The organism is Micromonospora sp. NPDC005237, assembly GCF_040607775.1.
Taxonomy (GTDB): domain Bacteria; phylum Actinomycetota; class Actinomycetes; order Mycobacteriales; family Micromonosporaceae; genus Micromonospora.
In genome coordinates this window covers 15,138-34,563 of the sequence record NZ_JBEXHJ010000001.1, presented here as the reverse complement: position 1 = coordinate 34,563, position 19,426 = coordinate 15,138, and the positions used below count along the sequence as shown (strand labels likewise).

Below are 19,426 nucleotides of genomic sequence, written 5' to 3'. Positions count from 1 at the left end.
CCTCTCGGCGTCAGCAGCAAGACTACGCACGTCGGACGGTTTTCCGGCAGGGGGTGACCCGCTGTTCACTTGGCATCCGCGGCGAGGGTCACCGACGTGTTCTGCCGAGCGGCCCCCCGCCGGAACTCGACGGTCACCACCGAACCCGGAGCGAACTTGCGGACCAGGGCGATCAGGTCGGTCGGCTCGGTCATCGGCCGGCCGTTGAGCTTCAGGATCACGTCGCCGACCTTCAGCCCCGCCCCGGCCGCCGGCCCGGAGGGCTCCACGGCGGCCAGCCGTACGCCGCCGTTGGCACCCGCGCCCGGGCCGCCGACCTGGGCGCCGATGACCGTACGCCGGGCCTTGCCGGTGCCGATGATGTCCTGGGTGACCCGCTTGGCCTGGTTGATCGGGATGGCGAAGGCGAGCCCGATGTTGCCGGCCTCCTGCCCCTCGGCCACCAGCGACTTGATGGTGGAGTTGACCCCGACCACCCGCCCGGCGCCGTCGACCAGTGGGCCGCCGGAGTTGCCGTGGTTGACCGCGGCGTCGGTCTGGATGGCCGCGTAGTAGCGCACCGGGCCACCCGGCTCGCCGGCCTGCATCGTCCGGTCCAGGGCGCTCACGATGCCGGCGGTGACCGTGTTGGCCAGCGACAGGGGTGAGCCGATAGCGAGCACCGGGTCGCCGACGGCCAGCGCGTCGGAGTCGCCGAACTCCACCGGTCGCAGCCCTGTCCGGTTCACCTTGATCACCGCGATGTCGGACTCCGGGTCCTGACCGACGACGGTCGCCGGAGCGGAGGTGCCGTCGTTGAAGATCACCGACGCCTTGCCGTTGCTGCCGGCCACCACGTGGTCATTGGTGATCACGTGACCGTCGGCGCTGGCGATGAAGCCGGAGCCCTCGCTGGTCCCGCCCAGGCTGCTCACCCGGACGGTGACCACGCTGGGCAGGACACGTTCGGCGACTCCGGCCAGTGACTCCGGCTTGCGCTGGGCCAGCACCGGCGGCTCCGCGGCCTGCGCGCCGAGCACCGTGCCGGCGGCGCCACCACGCACCGCGAACGCGTAGCCCAGCGCGCCACCGAGGGTGCCCGCCAGCAGCGCGGTGATCACCGGAATGAGCAGCAGGTGACGCAGCGTCGGTCGGCCCGGCGCGTCCGGGTCGGTGACCGGCTCGGGCTCGGTGCCGGCCGCCACCACCCCGGGCACCACCACCTCGGCGGGCGCCGCCGGGTCACGCCACGGGTCGCCGAGCGCGTCGGACCACCAGGGCGACGCACCGGCCGCAGCCGCGGGCGCGGTGTCGCTCCCCGGCGTGGTCGGCGGCCCCGTCGGTGGGGCCCCTGCCCCGGGCGGGCTCGCCGGAGCCGGAGTCTCACCGCCCCGGCGCCAATCCCAGCCGTCGGTCACGTCGGTGCCTCCCAGTCCGTCCCCGGATCCCGCGCGGCGTCGCCCGGCCACGGTTCGGCGCGGTCGAGGCTGACGGAATACCGCTTCCAGGATTGCACGGATGCGCGCGGTGGAGTCAGCGGTTGCCTCCGGCGATCGCGAGGGGACGGAGGCGCGGCTGCGCCTCCCGCCGGTCGCCTCTACGCTCACAGTGCCAACCCGCCCCCGCACCACGCACCGCCCGGAGGTGCCCCATCGCCACGGTCGCCGGTTCCGGCAGTTCGACGACCCAGGCTCAGCAGTTCGCCGAGTCGTACGTGACCGAGGATCTCGTCCTACGGACCGCCCGCAGCCTGGCCCACGAGGTGGGCCTCGACGCGGTCACCCCCGGAGCGGGTGCGGCGCTGCGGCTGCTGGCCGCGGCCGGTAACGCCCGCGCGGTGGTGGAGATCGGCACCGGCACGGGCGTGAGCGGTGTCTGGCTGCTGCGAGGCATGCGCGCCGACGGCGTGCTCACCACCATCGACGTGGAGGTGGAGCACCAGCGGATCGCCCGGCGGATCTTCACCGAGGCGGGCTTCGCCGCCGGCCGTACCCGGATCATCACCGGTCGTGCCCTGGACGTGCTGCCGCGGCTCGCCGACGGGGCGTACGACCTGGTCTTCGTCGACGCCGAGGCGACCGGGTTCCACGCCTGCGTGGAAGCGGCGCTGCGGTTGCTGCGCCCGGGCGGCGTGCTCGCGCTCAACGGCATGCTGGCGCACGGTCGGATCGCTGACCCATCCGCCCGGGACGCGGAAACGGTGACGGTCCGCGAAACGATCAAGGCGGTCCGGGAGTCGGAGCATTGGATTCCCGCGCTGCTCCCGGTCGGGCACGGGGTGCTCGCCGCCGTGAAGTGCTGATGGTCAGTCGACGCCGGCCAGCCAGCGCAGCAGGGAGCGGACACCCCAGCCGGTCGCACCGCGGGTGAGCTCGGCCTGGTCGCCATCCGCCCAGGACGGGGCGGACATGTCCAGGTGCAGCCAGCGATCCCGGAGGTCGCCGGTGAACTCGCGCAGGTAGAGCGCGGCCGTCACCGATCCGGCGCCCTGCGCGGGCGCGCTGTAGAGGTCGGCGATCTCGCTGCCCAGGTACTCGACGTAGTCGGTGTGCAGCGGCATCCGCCAGGCCGCCTCGCCGGCCGCCCCGATCGCGTTCAGCAGGTCGGCGGCCAGGTCGTCGTTCTCGCTGTAGAGGGCCGCGGTGCGCTTGCCCAGCGCCACGGCGTTGGCACCGGTGAGGGTGGCCAGGTCGATCAGCAGATCGGGCTTGAGCTGCCGCACCGCGTACGCCAGGGCGTCGGCGAGGACCAGCCGGCCCTCGGCGTCGGAATTGGTCGTCTCGCTGGTCGTCCCGCCGTAGTGCCGGATGACATCGCCGGGGCGGAACGCCGAGCCGCTGACCATGTTCTCGGCGAGCGGGGCCAGGGTGGTGACGCGGACCGGCAGGCGCAGCGCCGCCGCGCCGAGGGTGGCGGCGACGACCGCCGCCGCGCCGGCCATGTCCTTGCGCATCAGCTTCATCGCCGGCACCGGTTTGATCGAGATGCCGCCGGTGTCGAAGGTGATGCCCTTGCCGATCAGCACCACGTGGGTGCGCGCGTTCGCGGGATGCCAGTCCACCTCGACCAACCGGGGGCCACTGGCCGATCCGCCGCCCACGGCGAGGATCCCACCGAAGCCCTCCGCGGCCAGCTCGGCCGGGCCACGCACCGTCAGGCGCAGGTCCGGCAGGTCGGCGGCGGCGGAGGCCACCTGGTCGGCGAACCACTGCGGGGTCTTCACCGAGGAGGGGGTGTTGGTCAGATCGCGGGCGAGGCGGGTCATCGCGGCGGTGGTCCGCGCCGTGGCCACGGTGCTCTCGTACGCCGTCGGGTCGGCGAGCAGCAGATCGACGCCGGCGAGCGCGGGCGGGTCGTCGGCGTCGGTCAGCCGGAACCGGTACGAGGCGAGCAGCAGCCCCTCGGTCAACCCACGGACCGCGTCGGGGGTCACCTCGGCCGGCAGCGCGATAGTGATCTGCGTCTCATCTGCCGCCGAGCGGGCCAGAGCAGCGCCGGCAGCCCGCCAGGACGACTCCCCGCCGTCGCCGATACCGAGCAGCACCAGCCGACCAGGGCTGCGCCCGGGACGCAGGTGGGTACGGATCTCGCCGGCCCGGCCGCTCAGTCGGGCGACCGGCACCAGCGCGGCAGCCTCCTCGGCGGTGCCGTCCGGCGGCGTCACGGCGGTGGGCGCCAGCTCCGCCGGGGCGTCACCTCCCGCCGCACCTCCCGCCGCCGGATCGGTGGGGCGGACGGGCAGGACGAGGACGTCGAGCCTGTCGGGCTCGGCGAGCGGACGGATGGCGAGCACGCGGAACCGTACCTCCAGGAAATGTCGCAGAGTGGGACCGAGCCATCGCCCGCCCACGCCGATGAAGACCCTGAGCCACCGGCGAATCCGGTGGCTCAGGGTCCAAGAAACGCTCCGAGCGGCGTACGCCGTCCGGGTCGCTCCTCACTCAGCCGGCGGCTGCCTTCAACGCGTCACCGAGCGCGTTGGCCTCGTCGGGAGTCATCTCGACGACGAGCCGGCCACCGCCCTCCAGCGGGACCCGCATGACGATGCCCCGACCCTCCTTGGTGACTTCCAGCGGACCGTCGCCCGTCCGCGGCTTCATCGCCGCCATGTTGTCTCCCCTCAGACCTACACCAGGGTCGGTGGGTTGCCCCACAGCCACTTCGTCACGACCTCCCGCAACTCTCGCGGGGGTGTCGACAGACGATTTTCCCTGATGAACACCGCCGGACCCAAACCGGAGCAGCATTGATGTAACAGCATCTAGCTTATCTTGAGAAGGCCTGTCACAATGTGCGGTCATGCAGGCACGGTCGGCTCTCTTCGACCTGTACGGCGACCACCTCCGACCGAGGGGTGGCCGGGCACCGGTCGCCGCCCTGGTCAAGCTACTGGCGCCGTTGGGAATCGCGCCGCCCGCCGTTCGCACCGCCGTGTCCCGGATGGTGCGTCAAGGCTGGCTCGACCCGCTCCGGCTGGCCTCCGGACCGGGATATTCGATCACACCAAAAGCCGCCCGACGACTCGACGAGGCGGCGGCCCGGATCTACCGAACCGGCCGGGTCACCTGGGACGGCCGGTTCGATCTGCTCGTGCTCGACGCCCCGGGTTCCCGGCGGGACCGGCAGCGACTCGCCGCCACCCTCAGCTTCCTCGGCTACGGCACGCTCGACGAGCAGACCTGGGTGGCGACCCGGCCCGCCGAGGACGTCGACCTGTTGCTGGCCGAGGCCGGCATCCGGTTCGAGCGGTTCACGGCCTCGCACTTCTCCGGCACCCCCGGCGCGATGGGCGTCGTCCGCCGCGCCTGGGACCTGGCCGAGATCGGCCGCGCGTACGAGCGGTTCGTCGCCGACCAGCGCCCCCTCCTCGGCGCGGTCACCGTGCGCAGCAGCGACGAGGAGGCGTACGCGGCCCGCTTCCGGCTGGTGCACGCGTGGCGTACCTTCCTGTTCCGGGACCCGCAGCTGCCCCCGGCGCTGCTGCCCGAGCGCTGGCCCGGCACCGCCGCCGCCAGCTTCTTCGACCGGCACGCGGCCCGCCTGCGTCCGGCCGCCGACCGGTACGTCGAGCAGTGCCTCGACGCCGGCAACCGCATCGTTCGACAGAAGGGTCGTTAGACACGTGACCGAGCCGTTGCTCGTCGACCGGACCGACGCCGTCGTCACCCTCACCCTGAACCGGCCGCAGGCGATGAACGCGCTCGACCTGGCGCTGAAGGAGGCGCTGCGGGACACGCTGGCCGAGCTGGAGACCGACCGGTCCTGCCGGGCGGTCGTGCTGGCCGGGGCCGGTGGAGCGTTCAGCGCCGGGCAGGACCTGCGCGAGCACGTGGCCACCCTGGGCAACTCCTCCGCGCCGCCGCTGGACACCGTGCGGGCGCACTACAACCCGATCGCCGCCCGGCTGGCCAACCTGCCCAAGCCGGTGGTGGCCGCGGTTCGCGGGATGGCCGCCGGCGCCGGCGCGTCGCTGTCCTTCCTCGCCGACATCCGGATCGGCGGCCCGAGCACCAGCTTCCTGATGGCCTTCGCCAAGGTCGGCCTCGCCGCCGACACCGGCGCCTCCTGGACGCTGCCCCGACTGGTCGGCCACGCCAAGGCCGTGGAGCTGCTGATGCTGGCCGAGCCGGTCCGCGCCGAGGAGGCCTGCCGGCTGGGGCTGATCACCCGCCTGACGGACGACGACGAGCAGGTGCTGCCTGTCGCGCAGGACCTGGCGGCCCGGCTCGCCGCCGGCCCCACCGTCGCGTACGGGGCCATCAAGCGGCAGCTCTCGATCGCCGACGCCGGCACGCTCGCCGACGCTCTCTCGGCCGAGGCGCAGGCTCAGGCGATCTGCGGCGCCACCGCCGACCACCGGGCGGCCACCCTCGCGTTCGTCGCCAAGCAGAAACCGGTCTTCGAGGGACACTGAACGCGATTCGCACCCCGCCCTTACCGTCCTCGTACGCGGGCCGCCTAGCGTCGGACCGCATGAGCGATCGTGAAGCGGTGGCGCACCTGCTGCGTCGGGCCACCTTCGGGCCGACCGCCGACGAGGTGGACGCGGCCGAGCGGGCCGGGCCGGCGGCGACCCTGGACAACCTGCTCGCCCCCGGGCGAGCCGACCGGGGCGCCGCGGCCACCCCGCAGCCGACGCTGCCGGCGGACCCGTACGCCGCGCTGACCAAGGAATCCACTCGCGAGCAGCGGCAGAAGGCCAACGCCCAGCGCCGGGAGCAGCTCCAGCAGCTGACCCTCTGGTGGCTGGACCGGATGGTCGCCGCCGAGGACGGGCTGACCGAGAAGCTGCTCTTCTTCTGGCACGGGCACTGGGCGACCAGCGCGCAGAAGGTCAAGTCGGCGCGGGTGATGCTGGGCCAGTTGGAGACACTGCGCCGCCACGGGCGCGGGCCGCTGGCCCCGCTGGTCGCCGCGATGGTGCGCGACCCGGCCCTGATCATCTGGCTGGACGGGCAGAAGAACACCCGCAAGGCGCCGAACGAGAACCTGGCGCGCGAGCTGATGGAGCTGTTCACCCTCGGCATCGGCGCCTACACCGAGGCCGACGTGAAGGCGGGCGCGCGGGCGTTGACCGGCTGGGTGGTGGACCGGCGCACCGGCGTCGCCCGTCTCGAGGCCAAACGGCACGACCCCGGGGAGAAGACGATCCTGGGACAGACCGGCCGCTTCGACGCCGAGGCGTACGCCGGGCTGCTGGCCGCCCAGCCGGCGGCGGCGACGTTCGTGGCCGGGCGGCTCTGGTTCCGCTACGCCGGCACCGACGTCCCGGCCCCGGACGGCCTGGCCGGCGCGGACACCGTCGCCACCCTGCGCACGCTGTTCTCGTCGCCGGCCTTCGCCCAGACCCGGGGCACCCTCGTGAAGCAGCCGGTGGAGTGGATGGTCGGCGCGCTGCGACAGCTCGGCGTCCGGCCCTCCGCCCTGCCGGAGCAGCAGCGCAAACAACTGCTCTCCGGCCTGAACGCGCTGGACCAGGTGCCGCTGCGGCCGCCCAGCGTGGGCGGCTGGCCGGCCGGCGCCGCGTGGCTGACCACCTCGTCGTTGCAGGCCCGGCTGCGGATGGCCGGGATGCTGGCCACCGCGGCCACCCCGGCGGTGCTGGCCCGGCTGACCGCCGCGCCCGTCGCCGGCCGGCCGGACGCTCTGGCCCGGCTGCTGGTCGTCGACGGCTGGGGCGCCCGGACCCGGGCCGCCCTCACACCGTTGGCCGGCGAGCCGCGCAAGCTGCTGGCCGCCGGCCTGGTCAGCCCCGAATACACCGTCAGCTGAGCGGAGGAGTCGAGAAGTGGACACCCTGACCCGACGCAAGTTCCTGCTCACCAGCGGGGTGGTCGGCGCGGGCGCGCTGGCCGCCGGCGCCGGCGCGTACGGCCTGCGGGACCTGCTGGACACCGCCGGAGACCGTGATCCGCAGTCGCGCACGCTGGTGCTGGTCACCCTCTACGGCGGCAACGACGGCCTGAACACCGTCATCCCGTACGGCGACCCGGCCTACCGGGCGGCCCGCCCGGAGCTGGCGTACCCCGACGGCGAAGTGCGGCGGCTGGACGACGATTTCGCCCTCAACCCGGCGCTGGCCGGGCTGCACCAGCGCTGGTCGGGCGGCGGGCTCGCGATCGTGCGCGGGGTCGGCTACCCGAAGCCGGACCGCAGCCACTTCCGGTCGATGGACATCTGGCACACGGCGCAGCCGGACCGGCCGGGCAACACCGGTTGGCTCGGCCGCTGGCTGGACGGGGCGGGCGGCGACCCCCGGCTGGCCGTCTCGTTCGAGCCGGCGCTGCCGCCGCTGCTGGCCGGGGCGCACAGCGCGGGCGCCGCCGTGCCGGTGACCGACCGCAAGGCCGCCAAGGGGCTGTCGGCGGAGACGCTGAAGGCGTTCTCCGCCGCCGAGGCGGGCGAGTCGGCGGCCCGGGGCCGTGCCGCCGCCTGCTTCGCCGACCTGCGGTCGGTGGACGAGATGATCCGCCAGGTACGCGACTCCGCCGCCGCGGAGGCGGACGACCCGGACGGCGAGCAGGCGCCCGCCACGGCCACCGGCGGGGCACGAACCCCGCTGGACGCGCAACTGGACCTGGTCGCGCAGTGTGTGGAGGCGAACGTGTCCACCCGGGTCTTCTCGGTGTCGCTGGGCGGCTTCGACACGCACGCCGACGAGAAGCAGTTGCAGGCCGTCCTGCTGGGGCAGCTGGACCGGGCGTTGACCGCGTTCGCCGACCGGATGAGTCGCAGCGAGGCGGGCCGGAAGGTGGTGGTGGCGGTCTACTCCGAGTTCGGCCGTCGGGTCCGGGCCAACGCCTCGGACGGCACCGACCACGGCACCGCCTCCGACATGCTGCTGCTCGGCGCGGGGGTGCGCGGCGGCTGGCACGGGGACGCGCCCAGCCTCACCGACCTCGACGACGGCGACCTGAAATACACCACCGACTTCCGGGACGTCTACGCCACGCTGCTGGAGCGGGTGTTGGACACCGACCCGGGCCCGGTGCTGGCCGACTGGCGGGGGCGACTCGACAAGCTGTTCTAGTCGTCTTCTTCCGGGTCCTGGTTGGCCTCCGCGCCCAGCACGAACGCCTGCATGGCCAGTTCGTCGCCGGCCGGTGACACGAAGGCCGGCAGCTCGCGCGGCCCCAACTCCTGCACGTACGACCAGAACAGGCGCACCGCCTCGGCCGGCGTGCCGGCCTCGATCGGCAGGTCGAGGCTGACCAGCCAGGTGCGCCGTGCCGGGGGCGGGCCGAGCTGGTCGGCCAACGCCCGGAAGGCGGCCGGCTCCAGTGCGGTGACCGGCCCGTCGAGGGTGAGCAGGTCGGTCGGCACCGGCTCGTCGAAGGCCCGCCGGGTGTACGTCACGACGAGCGTCCCCGGCTCGACGTCGGACTGCGGATCGTCCGGATCCTCGGAGTGCCGCTGCGTCGGCGCCGTGACCCGGCCGAGGGCCACCAGTCGCGGCGGCGCATCGGCCAGCACCGCCACCCGGTCGCCGGGGCCGGGACGCCCGACGTCGGTCAGCCCGGTCAGCTCCAGCGAGTCGTGGTGCACGAGCCGCTCGGCCTCGTAACGCTCCGGGGGCAGCAGCACGGCCCAGGTGCCCGGCCCGTCGGCGTTGCCGGCCGCACCGGCCCGGTACGCGGTCTCGGTCGTCATGCCTGCCATCCCATCACGCCGCCGTTCAGCGGGTGACGTGACAGCCGACGATGTGATCGTCGACCATCCCGGTGGCCTGCATGAGGGCGTACGCGGTGGTCGGGCCGACGAACCGGAAGCCGCGCTTCTTGAGTGCCTTGGCCATCGCCGTCGACTCCCCAGTGATCGGCGCCAGCTCGGCGAACGAGGCGGGGCGGGCCGGCCGGCGCTCCGGCGCGAATGACCAGAGCAGCGTGGAGAGCCCCTCGGGCAGCTCCAGCGCGGCGCGGGCGTTGGCGATCGCCGCCTCGATCTTGGCCCGGTTGCGGACGATGCCGGCGTCGGCGAGCAGCCGGGTCACGTCGGCCTCGCCGTAGTCGGCCACGGTGGCGATGTGGAACTCGTCGAAGGCCAACCGGAACGCCGGGCGTTTGCGCAGGATGGTCAGCCAGGACAGGCCTGACTGGAACGCCTCCAGGGTCATCCGCTCGTAGAGCGCGTCGTCGCCGCGCAGCGGCCGCCCCCACTCGGTGTCGTGGTAGACGACGTAGTCCGGGGTGCTCGCCCCCCAGGCGCAGCGGGCCAGCCCGTCGGCGCCGATCACCAGGTCACTCACGTCGCACACGCTAGGCCATCGCACCGACAGCCCATTGCCACCGGCCACTTCGCTGCCTATCGTGCTTGTTACCGACCGGTAGGTCAGGGTCACCCAGCGGGGCGTCCCCGGCCGACGACGGCGAGTGGAGGCGGCGCGATGAAGGAATTTCCGGACGTCATCGCCTGGTCGATCCCGGCCTTCCTGCTGCTCATCGTGTTGGAACGGGTCTCCTACCTGCTGCACCGCGACGACGACGAGGTCGGCTACGGCGGCGCGGACACCGCGACGAGCCTGGCGATGGGGCTCGGCAGCGTCTTCACTGACCTGCTCTGGAAGGTGCCGATCGCCGCCGCGTACGCGCTGCTCTACGCGCTCACCCCGCTGCGGATCGCCGCCCTCTGGTGGAGTTGGCCGCTGATCCTGCTGGCGCAGGACTTCTGCTACTACTGGTCACACCGGGGCCACCACGTCATCCGGATCCTCTGGGCCTCGCACGTGGTGCACCACTCGTCGCAGCGGTTCAACCTCTCCACCGCGCTCCGGCAGCCGTGGACCGGGCTGACCAGCTGGGTTTTCTACATCCCGCTGATCCTGGCCGGCGTACACCCGGCGGTCGTCGCGTTCTGCGGCTCGGTCAACCTGCTCTACCAGTTCTGGATCCACACCGAGCGCATCGAGAAGATGCCGCGCTGGTACGAGTTCGTCTTCAACACCCCGTCGCACCATCGGGTCCACCACGCTTCCCAGGGCGGCTACCTGGACCGCAACTTCGGGGGCATTCTGATCGTCTGGGACCGGCTGTTCGGCTCGTTCGCGGCCGAACGGGAGCGCTGCGTCTACGGTCTGACCAAGAACGTGGGCAGCTACAACCCGGTGCGGGTGGCCTTCCACGAGTACCTCTCGATCGCCCGGGACCTGCGCGCCGCCGTGACGTGGCGGCACCGCGTGGGGCATCTCCTCCGAGCGCCGGGCTGGCAGCCGGCACCGGGCGTGGTCAGGGCAGTCGGCCCTGCTCGACCAGACGGCCGAACCTCTTCAGCGCCTGGGTGAGGCCCAGCTTGGAGCCGGGCCAGAGCACCGGCCACGCCAGCCGGCCGGCCCGGCCGCCCGGCAGATGGAACCACTCGTGCCAGACGACCTGGGTGCGGGCCTGGCCGAGTGCGGTGCAGCGCAGGACACCCGGGCCGCGCAGCACCTGGCCGTGGTGCACCACGCCGATCTCGTACGGCTCGTCGACCCGGACCACCCGCATCTCGTCGCGCAGCGTCGCCCGGCCGAGCGCGGTCACCGCCTCGATCCGGCTGCCCTCGCGCCCGTCGCCCTCGACGACCCGCACCTGGGTGAACGGGATCCAGTCCGACTGCCGTTCCCAGGCGAGCAACGCGGCGAAGACCCGGGCCGCCGGGGCGTTGACGATGACCGTGGCGGTCACCTCACCGGCGCCGGGTTGCGCCGCCTCCTGAAGATCGTCGGCGCCCTCCGGACCGGTCACGCCGACTCCGACCGGACCACCGCGCCGTGCTGCCCGACCCCACCGGCCAGCTCGTCCTCGGCCGGCTCGTCAGCCGTCCGATCGCCGTCGGTCGGCGTGCGGTCGGTCGAATCGCCGGCTGCCAGCTTGTGAGCGGTCGGCTCGCTGTCGGTCGGCTTGTGCGCGGTCGGCTCGCTGTCGGTCGGCTTGTGCGCGGTCGGCGCGCTATCGGTCGGCCTGTGAGCGGTCGGCTCGCCGTCGGCCGGTGCCACGCCGTCGGAGTCGGCCGCCGAGGAGGTGGGAGCGGGCAGGGCGTCGGCCGGCGACACCTCCGCATCCGACTCCGCCGTGGTCGCGCCCGGCACCGCCCCGGCGGCTTGCTCGCGGGCCTGGCGCAGCACGTCCGCGTCGTCGGTGCGGCCCTCGCGCAACGCGATGACCTCCGCCTCCAGGACGCCGATCAGCTCGGACTTGTAGCCGATGTCGTAGGCCGCACGGCGCATCGCCTGGTCGACCTGGGCCATCCGGTACCCGCGCAACCCGGTGTCGAACCGGACCGCGCCCACGTCGGATTCCCGCAGTGGCCGGGTGCCCGGCAGCGGGATGGCCTGCGAATCCGGTTCGGTCGGCGCGAGGCCGGGATCCCGGCCACTGACCAACACCGTCACGCCGAAAACCACCGCCGCGACGGTCAACGCCACGACCAGGAGGAGCAGAAGCTGACCCATGCACTGATCGTGGCACGACAGCCGGCTGGGAGCGACCCCACCACCCCGATCGCGATCCACGCCCACGCCCGCCCCGCGCACCGGCCGACCGACCGGCTAGCGTCGGTAGCGGCCGGAGCGGCGGCGACGGTGCGGACAGTCGGGAGGCGTCATGGCCGGGGCACTTCGGCTTGGTGGGCGGGCGTTCGCCCCGGGTGAGCTGGTGGTGATGGCCATCGTCAACCGCACACCGGACTCGTTCTTCGACCGGGGCGCCACCTTCGCCGCCGACAGCGCGCTGCGCGCCGTCGAGCGGGCGGTCGACGAGGGCGCGGCGATCATCGACATCGGCGGGGTCAAGGCGGGGCCGGGCACCGAGGTGGACGTGGCCGAGGAGATCCGGCGCACGGTGGACACCATCGCCGCCGTACGGGCCGCGTTCCCGGAGGTGGTGATCTCCATCGACACCTGGCGTGCCGAGGTGGCGACGGAGGCCGTGGCGGCGGGTGCGGACCTGCTCAACGACACCTGGTCGGGCGCCGACCCGGCGCTCGCCCGGGTCGCGGCGAGCACCGGCGCCGGCCTGGTCTGCTCGCACGCCGGCGGGCTGGTCCCCCGGACCCGGCCGCACCGGGCAGCCTTCGACGACGTGGTCGCCGACGTGGTCGAGACGGTGACCGGGCTCGCCGAGCGCGCGGTGGCGACCGGGGTACGCCCCGACGGCATTCTCATCGACCCGGCGCACGACTTCGGCAAGAACACCCGGCACTCCCTGGAGATCACCCGCCGGCTGGACGAGCTGACCGCGACCGGCTGGCCGGTGCTGGTGGCGCTCTCCAACAAGGACTTCGTCGGCGAGACGCTGGACCTGCCGGTGGCCGAGCGGCTGGAGGGCACGCTCGCCGCGACGGCGGTCTCCGCCTGGTTGGGCGCTCGGGTGTTCCGGGCCCACCAGGTCGGGCCCACGCGTCGGGTGCTGGACATGGTCGCCTCGATCCGCGGCGACCGTCCGCCCGCGGCGACCCGGCGGGGTCTGGCCTGAGTCGTCCGGTCGGTGCGGCAACCGACGTGAACGGTCGGCGGAGCGGCACGATCGCCGGAGGTCGGGGCGCTCAGGTCCAGCGCAGGATGTTCCTACGCCAGGCGTAGAGGATGCCGAGGGCGAGCACCGCCACGAACACCGCCATCTCCACCACCGTGACCAGGCCGAAGCCCGGTCGGTCGAAGACCACCGCCCACGGGAAGAGAAACACCGCCTCGACCGCGAACAGTACGTACAGATAGGCGTACACGTAGTAGCGGATCTGCATCTGCGCCCAGTCGGCGCCGACCGGGTCGAGCCCGCACTCGTAGCTGGTCCGCTTGCCGAACGGCTCAGCCGGACGGGCGGGACGTAACACCCGGTTGGCCGAGAACGCCGTCACAAAGAACAGGACACTGGCGAGCAGCAAGAGCCCGAGCGTCGCGTACGAGCCCAGGTAACCGGTCACATCGGGAGCCTACCGCCCACCCGGACAGGCCGTCCCAAACACGTTACGGATTTGTTTCCAGGTGGGACTAGTGCACTGTGGCAACTGTTACCAACATTGGACTTCCACCCATGGCACCGGAGGACAGATGGCCCGCGTGAAGGTATCGCCCGAACGCCGGGTTGTGGGGCGGCCTCCCACGCCCCTGCTGGCGGCCTCGCTCGCGCTCGGGCTGCTCGCGGCGCTCGCGGCCGCTCCGGCCCTCGCCAGCGCGGCGGTGCCGCGCATCCACCCGATCGCCGCCGTGACGGAGTCGGCGCCCGAACCCGATCCGGACCCGGAGACCACTCCGGCCCAGGAGCCCACCCCGACCCAGGATCCGGGCGGCGATCCCGTGCCGACCAACCCGGCCCCGGAGACCACCGCGCCACCGCCGGCGACGACGCCGCCGGCGCCTCCGCAGACCACCGCGCCGAACGTGCCGCCGCCGCCGACCACCACCGCTCCCGCGCCGGGGGGCAGCACCCGGCCGCCGACGCCCGGGCCGCCGGCTCCCCCGGTGCCCCCGGTTCGCCCGCCCGCGCCGGGTGGCACCCCGCCGGCGGCGCCGAGCCCGCTCGGCGTGCAGGTGACCACCGAGGACGTCACCCTGCCCGAGGCGTACTGGAACGCCGCCAGCACCACCACCACGCTGCGGGTCACCGTGGCGAACACCGGCACCGCCGCGCAGCGGGTCCGGCTCTCGTACACCCTGCCGGCCGGGCTGACCGACGCCGGGACGAAGGGGTGCGTCGCCGCGGGCGGTGGCGCGTACCACTGCGGGGCCTGGACGGCCGAGGCGGGCGTCCGGTTCAGCAGCCTGATCCGGCTGCGGGTCGCCGGCAACGCCTGGGAGCGGATGCCGCTCAGCGGCTCCGTGCAGGTCGTCGCGGACGCGCCGGGGGTGTCCGGCGAGGTGGCCGACGACCAGGGCTTCGCGGTGCTGTTCCCGCCCGGCCCGCCGGTGCCCGGGATCTCGCTGGCCGCCGACGAGGTCGCGTTCGACATCAGCGGCGCGGCGAGCACCCTCGCGGTGCGGCTGGTCAACACCGGCACGGTCGACGCCGCCGGCCTGGTGGAGGTGATCCTGCCGGCCGGGGTGAGCGTGCCGACCCCACCGGCGGGTTGCCTGCCGGTCGAGGCGTCCCGCACCCGGTGCGACGGGGGTCTGCTGTCGGCCGGCGAGACCCGCGAGCTGCGGCTGCCGGTGGAGGCGACCCCGCAGGCCCAGCGGGAGGCGCCGCTGTCCGGAGCGGTGATCGGTCAACTCGACCCGCGCAACGGCGCGACCCGGCGGGTGCAGATGAGCTTCCGCATCACCGCTGCGGCCGCGCTGGCCACGCCGGTCGTCTCGCCGCCCGCGCCGACCGGCTCCCAGGGCGTACTCCCGGCGGGCGCCACCACCGACGACGACGGCGGCATGACCTCGGTGCAGCGCACCGCGGTCATCCTGATCGCGGTCTCCGCGCTGCTGGTGGTGCTGGCCCTCACGCTGGCGACCACCTCGCTGCGCCGCCGCCTCGGCGAGCCGACGGCCGAGCCCACGGCTCCGCCCACCGACTGACCGATCGACGACCCTGGCCGTCCCCGACCGGGGTCGCGGCCGGCCGGGGACGGTGATCTGAATTACGGCGGGCGGGGCGAAACCCCGCAATCACGGGCGAATATCACGTTGATCGGGTCTCAGTCGGCGGACCTCCGGGGAGGGTCGGGGGTCCGTTCGACGTAGGCTCTCGGTGAGGAACGACAGCGGACCGGACCAGCCTGGGGCGGTGCGGTGCAGCGTTGCGTCAAGGAGGTCCCGTGGCCGGGCAAGGCGAGGTCACCATGATGTTCAGCCGGCCGCGCGACCGCGCGCAGCGAACGAAGGTGGCACAGTGACCAAGCAGATCCGTCAACTCGACCGGGTGGTCATCCGGTTCGCCGGTGACTCCGGCGACGGCATGCAGTTGACCGGCGACCGGTTCACCTCGGAGACGGCGCAGCTCGGCAACGACATCTCCACGCTGCCGAACTTCCCCGCCGAGATCCGGGCCCCCGCCGGCACCCTGCCCGGTGTGTCGAGCTTCCAGGTGCACTTCGCCGACTACGACATCCTCACGCCGGGCGACGCGCCCAACGTGCTGGTGGCGATGAACCCGGCCGCGCTCAAGGCCAACCTGGCCGACCTGCCGCGCGGCGCGGACATCATCGTCAACACCGACGAGTTCACCCGGCGCAACCTGGCCAAGGTCGGCTACCAGACCAGCCCGCTGGACGACGACTCGTTGGCCGGCTACGTGGTGCACCCGGTGGCGCTGACGTCGATGACGGTCGGGGCGCTCGCCGCGCACGAGGTGTCCAAGAAGGACGCCGAGCGTTCGAAGAACATGTTCGCCCTCGGTCTGCTCTCCTGGATGTACTCCCGGCCGTACGAGTCGACCCTGCGCTTCCTGGAGCGCAAGTTCGCGGCCCGCCCCGAGCTGGTGGCCGCGAACGTGGCCGCCTTCAAGGCCGGCTGGAACTTCGGCGAGACCACCGAGGATTTCGCGGTCCGCTACGAGGTCAAGCCGGCGAAGATGCAGCCGGGCACGTATCGCAACATCACCGGCAACGCCGCGCTCTCGCTGGGCCTGGTCGCCGCCGGGGTCCGCTCCGGGCTGCCGGTCTTCCTCGGGGCGTACCCGATCACTCCGGCGTCGGACATCCTGCACGAGCTGAGCAAGCACAAGCGCTTCGGCGTGCTGACCATGCAGGCGGAGGACGAGATCGCGGCGGTCGGCGCGGCGCTGGGCGCGTCGTACGGCGGGTCGCTGGGCGTCACCACCACCAGCGGTCCGGGTGTGGCGCTCAAGAGCGAGACGATCTCCCTGGCGGTGGCGCTGGAGCTGCCGCTGGTGATCGTGGACGTGCAGCGCGCCGGGCCGTCGACGGGCATGCCGACCAAGACCGAACAGGCCGACCTCAACATGGCGTTGTTCGGTCGGCACGGCGAGGCGCCGGTCGCGGTGATCGCGCCGAAGTCGCCGTCGGACTGTTTCTTCGCGGCGTTGGAGGCGGCGCGGATCGCGTTGACCTACCGCACGCCGGTGATCCTGTTGTCGGACAACTACGTGGCCAACGGCTCCGAGCCGTGGCTGCTGCCCGACGTCGAGTCGCTGCCCGACCTGCGGGTCGAGTTCGCCACCAAGCCCAACGGCGAGGACGGCACCACCTTCCTGCCGTACCTGCGCGATCCGGAGACCCTGGCCCGGCCGTGGGCGATTCCCGGCACTGCGGGGCTGGAGCACCGCATCGGTGGGCTGGAGAAGGCCGACAAGACCGGTGACATCTCGTACGACCCGGCGAACCACGATTTCATGGTGCGCACCCGGGCGGCCCGCATCGAGACGATCCCGGTGCCGGACATCGAGGTGGAGGACCCGGACGGCGACGCCCGGGTGCTGGTCCTGGGCTGGGGCTCGACGTACGGCCCGATCGGTGCCGCCTGCCGCGGGGTGCGCCAGCGCGGGCTGTCCATCGCCCAGGCGCACCTGCGGCACCTCGCCCCGATGCCGGCCAACCTCGGCGAGGTGCTGCGCTCCTACGACAAGGTCGTCATCCCGGAGATGAACCTGGGTCAGCTGGCCCACGTCATCCGGGCCCGCTACCTGGTCGACGCGATCAGCTACAACCAGGTCCGCGGTCTGCCGTTCACGGCCGCCGAGCTGGAGACGACGCTGGAAGAGGTCCTGAAGAATGTCTGAGCCTGTCGCCCTGAAGCTCACCGCGAAGGACTTCAAGTCCGACCAGGAGGTGCGCTGGTGCCCCGGGTGTGGTGACTACGCGATCCTGGCGGCCATCCAGCAGTTCATGCCGGAGTTGAACATCCCTCGCGAGCGGACCGTGTTCGTCTCGGGGATCGGCTGCTCGTCGCGTTTCCCGTACTACATGAACACCTACGGGATGCACTCGATCCATGGTCGGGCCCCGGCGATCGCGACCGGCCTGTCGGTGTCGCGGCCGGACCTGTCGGTGTGGGTGGTCACCGGTGACGGTGACGCGCTGTCCATCGGCGGCAACCACCTGATCCACGCGCTACGGCGCAACGTCAACCTCAAGATCCTGCTGTTCAACAACCGGATCTACGGCCTGACCAAGGGCCAGTACTCGCCCACCTCCGAGGTCGGCAAGGTCACCAAGTCGACGCCGGCCGGCTCGGCCGATGCGCCGTTCAACCCGCTCTCGCTCGCCCTCGGCGCGGAGGCCAGCTTCGTCGGTCGCACCATCGACTCCGACCGCAAGCACCTGCAGTCGGTGCTGCGCGCCGCCGCCGAGCACGAGGGTTCGGCGTTCGTGGAGATCTACCAGAACTGCAACATCTTCAACGACGGGGCGTTCGACCAGCTCAAGGACCCATCCACCCGCGACGACTACCTGATCCGCCTGGAGCACGGGCAGCCGATCACCTTCGGCGCGGACGGGCAGTTCTGCGTGGTGCATCCGCCGGGCGCGTTCGGCCTGGAGGTCCGGGAGACCGGCTCGGTCCGCCCGGAGGAGATCGTCGTGCACGACGCGACGGTGACCGACCCGGCGTACGCCTTCGCGCTGTCCCGGCTGCCCGGCCTGGACCTGCGCAACACCCCGATCGGGGTGTTCCGGTCCGTGGACCGGCCGTCCTACGACAGCGTGGTCCAGGGCCAGCTCGCGGCAGCCAAGGCGACGGTCACCGAGACCCCCGAGAAGCAGCTCGCCGGCCTGTTGGGCAGCGGCGACACCTGGACGATCCTCTGACCCGTCCTAGCTGAACGAGAGCGGCCGTCCCCGATACGGGGACGGCCGCTCTCGTTCGTACCGGTGCCGCCTCAGCGCTGGGCGGAGGCCGGCAGCCAGAGGTTGTCGATCTCCTTCTCGGTCGCCGCGAGGCTCGCCTCGTGCAGCGGGATCAGCTCGGCCATCGCCGGCACCGAGGGTGCCAGGGTCAGCTCGGTGCTGATGAAACGCGGCTCCAGACCGGTCATCGACAGACCGTGCGGGAGCCACTGCTCCGCGTGGTCCCAGCCGTGCCGCGGGGTGCCCTCGCCGTAGCCGCCACCCCGGGTGGCCAGCACCACGAACTCGCGGCCACCGAGCAGGCCCTCCTGCGTCGTCGGGTCGTAGGTGAGGCCGGCAACGATCAGGTGATCGACCCAGGACTTCACGCTGCTGGGCGCGCCGTAGTTGTAGAGCGGCAGCCCGAGCAGCACCACGTCGGCCTGCTTCACCTCGTCGATCAGCCGCTCGCTGAGCTCCCACGACTCGCGCTGGGCCGGAGTGTGCTGGTCCGGCGGCGTCATCCGCGCCAGCCCGCCTGCCGAGTCCAGGTGCGGCAGCGGCTCGGCACCCAGGTCGCGGTAGGTCACCGTGCCGTCGGGGTGTGCCGCGCGCCAGGCCGCGGCGGCACGGGCGGTGAGCCGCCGACTGACCGACCAGTCACCCCGGATGCTCGAATCGATATGTAGCAGGTTCATGATTCCCCCTCCAAGGATCGTCTGTGTAGCGCCAACTATTTATAGCAGGCAGATGTTCCGTCGCCTCGGTAGACTGGGTCACATGTCCGCCCTGCCGCTGGATCCGACGGAGCACCGCTCGGGCCCCCTGCTGGACCACCTGGCGCGGCGGATGCGACTGCGGGCGGAGTCGGTGCTCGCTCCCCTGGGCCTGCGGCCCCGACACCTGGTCGCGCTCACGGTGTTGCGCGCGGGCGGCGGCACCAGTCAGCAGGCGCTCGCCACCACCCTCGAGATGGACAGCACCAACATCGTCGGGCTGCTCAACGACCTCGAAGCGAGAGACCTGGTCGAGCGCCGACGGTCACCGCAGGACCGCCGACGACACGTCGTCGAACTCACCGAAGACGGTGCGAAACGCCTCAACGAGGCGGAATGCGCTCTCGCGAGCGCCGAAGACGAGGTGCTGGGGGCGCTGGAGCCAGCCGAACGGGAGACGCTCTACGAGCTGCTCAGGCGTGCCGCCACCACGACACCGATCAGCTGCGGCGAAGCGCTCATCGGGGAGCCCGACGCCTGCTGACGCA

Annotated in this window: 20 protein-coding genes; 11 read left to right on the top strand and 9 right to left on the bottom strand. The window is 72.7% G+C overall.

From position 1 onward, the window contains the following. Positions 1–65 precede the first annotated feature (65 nt). Positions 66–1,412 (bottom strand): trypsin-like peptidase domain-containing protein, encoded by a 1,347-nt coding sequence (locus tag ABZT87_RS00195; protein WP_355133644.1) that lies wholly within the window; start codon positions 1,410–1,412, stop codon positions 66–68. Between the two features lie 281 nt (positions 1,413–1,693). On the opposite strand from ABZT87_RS00195, the gene ABZT87_RS00190 reads away from it, so the two are divergent. Continuing rightward, positions 1,694–2,281, top strand: a complete 588-nt coding sequence (locus tag ABZT87_RS00190) for an O-methyltransferase (RefSeq protein ID WP_354855955.1) — start codon at positions 1,694–1,696, stop codon at positions 2,279–2,281. A 3-nt stretch (positions 2,282–2,284) separates the two neighbouring features. On the opposite strand, the gene ABZT87_RS00185 is transcribed toward ABZT87_RS00190, so the two are convergent. Continuing rightward, positions 2,285–3,772 carry a leucyl aminopeptidase family protein gene (locus tag ABZT87_RS00185; protein ID WP_355132638.1) on the bottom strand — a complete coding sequence of 496 codons (1,488 nt, stop codon included), beginning with the start codon at positions 3,770–3,772 and terminating at the stop codon, positions 2,285–2,287. A 148-nt stretch (positions 3,773–3,920) separates the two neighbouring features. Then, entirely contained in the window at positions 3,921–4,088 is a 168-nt protein-coding gene (locus ABZT87_RS00180) for a DUF3117 domain-containing protein (protein ID WP_007455245.1), read from the bottom strand. Between the two features lie 190 nt (positions 4,089–4,278). Between ABZT87_RS00180 and ABZT87_RS00175 the strand changes: the two genes are divergently transcribed. The 4 genes from ABZT87_RS00175 to ABZT87_RS00160 are packed head-to-tail and all read left to right on the top strand — an operon-like array spanning position 4,279 to position 8,509. Further along, the gene (locus tag ABZT87_RS00175; RefSeq protein ID WP_007455243.1) at positions 4,279–5,097 is read left to right on the top strand and encodes a PaaX family transcriptional regulator C-terminal domain-containing protein; all 819 of its coding nucleotides are present in this window, start codon (positions 4,279–4,281) and stop codon (positions 5,095–5,097) included. Between the two features lie 4 nt (positions 5,098–5,101). Next, the gene (locus ABZT87_RS00170) at positions 5,102–5,893 is read left to right on the top strand and encodes an enoyl-CoA hydratase-related protein (RefSeq protein ID WP_354855957.1); all 792 of its coding nucleotides are present in this window, start codon (positions 5,102–5,104) and stop codon (positions 5,891–5,893) included. 59 nt (positions 5,894–5,952) lie between these two features. Then, a complete protein-coding gene (locus ABZT87_RS00165; protein WP_355132636.1) occupies positions 5,953–7,251 on the top strand; it encodes a DUF1800 domain-containing protein in 1,299 nt (432 codons plus the stop codon). Positions 7,252–7,267: 16 nt separating this feature from the next. After that, positions 7,268–8,509 carry a DUF1501 domain-containing protein gene (locus ABZT87_RS00160; RefSeq protein WP_355132633.1) on the top strand — a complete coding sequence of 414 codons (1,242 nt, stop codon included), beginning with the start codon at positions 7,268–7,270 and terminating at the stop codon, positions 8,507–8,509. Here ABZT87_RS00160 and ABZT87_RS00155 read toward each other — a convergent pair. Both ABZT87_RS00155 and ABZT87_RS00150 read right to left on the bottom strand, forming a co-directional pair. Next, positions 8,506–9,129: a hypothetical protein gene (locus tag ABZT87_RS00155; protein ID WP_355132631.1), complete on the bottom strand. Its 624-nt coding sequence runs from the start codon at positions 9,127–9,129 to the stop codon at positions 8,506–8,508. The two genes, ABZT87_RS00160 and ABZT87_RS00155, sit on opposite strands and share 4 nt — an antisense overlap. Positions 9,130–9,154: 25 nt before the next feature. Next, positions 9,155–9,724: a DNA-3-methyladenine glycosylase I gene (locus ABZT87_RS00150; RefSeq protein WP_355132629.1), complete on the bottom strand. Its 570-nt coding sequence runs from the start codon at positions 9,722–9,724 to the stop codon at positions 9,155–9,157. A 138-nt stretch (positions 9,725–9,862) separates the two neighbouring features. On the opposite strand from ABZT87_RS00150, the gene ABZT87_RS00145 reads away from it, so the two are divergent. Next, entirely contained in the window at positions 9,863–10,756 is an 894-nt protein-coding gene (locus ABZT87_RS00145) for a sterol desaturase family protein (RefSeq protein WP_355132627.1), read from the top strand. Here the strand turns inward: ABZT87_RS00145 and ABZT87_RS00140 are convergent. Continuing rightward, positions 10,701–11,198 (bottom strand): SRPBCC family protein, encoded by a 498-nt coding sequence (locus tag ABZT87_RS00140; protein WP_354855963.1) that lies wholly within the window; start codon positions 11,196–11,198, stop codon positions 10,701–10,703. The two genes, ABZT87_RS00145 and ABZT87_RS00140, sit on opposite strands and share 56 nt — an antisense overlap. Next, complete coding sequence (locus tag ABZT87_RS00135) at positions 11,195–11,905, bottom strand: DivIVA domain-containing protein (RefSeq protein WP_355132625.1); 711 nt, start codon at positions 11,903–11,905, stop codon at positions 11,195–11,197. The genes ABZT87_RS00140 and ABZT87_RS00135 overlap by 4 nt, the downstream gene beginning before the upstream one ends. A 151-nt stretch (positions 11,906–12,056) precedes the next feature. On the opposite strand from ABZT87_RS00135, the gene folP reads away from it, so the two are divergent. Beyond that, positions 12,057–12,926, top strand: a complete 870-nt coding sequence (gene folP / locus ABZT87_RS00130) for a dihydropteroate synthase (protein ID WP_355132623.1) — start codon at positions 12,057–12,059, stop codon at positions 12,924–12,926. A 70-nt stretch (positions 12,927–12,996) separates the two neighbouring features. Here folP and ndhC read toward each other — a convergent pair whose 3' ends face one another. Continuing rightward, a complete protein-coding gene (gene ndhC, locus ABZT87_RS00125) occupies positions 12,997–13,374 on the bottom strand; it encodes an NADH-quinone oxidoreductase subunit A (protein ID WP_354855966.1) in 378 nt (125 codons plus the stop codon). A 127-nt stretch (positions 13,375–13,501) separates the two neighbouring features. Between ndhC and ABZT87_RS00120 the strand changes: the two genes are divergently transcribed. From ABZT87_RS00120 to ABZT87_RS00110, 3 genes are all read left to right on the top strand, one after another. Then, positions 13,502–14,956 carry a hypothetical protein gene (locus ABZT87_RS00120; protein WP_355132621.1) on the top strand — a complete coding sequence of 485 codons (1,455 nt, stop codon included), beginning with the start codon at positions 13,502–13,504 and terminating at the stop codon, positions 14,954–14,956. 313 nt (positions 14,957–15,269) lie between these two features. Then, positions 15,270–17,117: a 2-oxoacid:acceptor oxidoreductase subunit alpha gene (locus ABZT87_RS00115; protein WP_355066715.1), complete on the top strand. Its 1,848-nt coding sequence runs from the start codon at positions 15,270–15,272 to the stop codon at positions 17,115–17,117. Further along, positions 17,110–18,144 carry a 2-oxoacid:ferredoxin oxidoreductase subunit beta gene (locus ABZT87_RS00110; protein WP_354855969.1) on the top strand — a complete coding sequence of 345 codons (1,035 nt, stop codon included), beginning with the start codon at positions 17,110–17,112 and terminating at the stop codon, positions 18,142–18,144. The genes ABZT87_RS00115 and ABZT87_RS00110 overlap by 8 nt, the downstream gene beginning before the upstream one ends. 71 nt (positions 18,145–18,215) lie before the next feature. Here the strand turns inward: ABZT87_RS00110 and ABZT87_RS00105 are convergent, their stop codons facing one another. After that, positions 18,216–18,860, bottom strand: coding sequence for an NAD(P)H-dependent oxidoreductase (locus tag ABZT87_RS00105; RefSeq protein ID WP_354859580.1), 645 nt, complete (start codon positions 18,858–18,860; stop codon positions 18,216–18,218). A gap of 82 nt (positions 18,861–18,942) precedes the next feature. Here ABZT87_RS00105 and ABZT87_RS00100 point away from each other — a divergent pair, with 82 nt between their 5' ends. Then, on the top strand, positions 18,943–19,422 hold the full coding sequence (locus ABZT87_RS00100; protein ID WP_355132619.1) for a MarR family winged helix-turn-helix transcriptional regulator: 480 nt from the start codon (positions 18,943–18,945) through the stop codon (positions 19,420–19,422). Positions 19,423–19,426 lie beyond the last annotated feature (4 nt).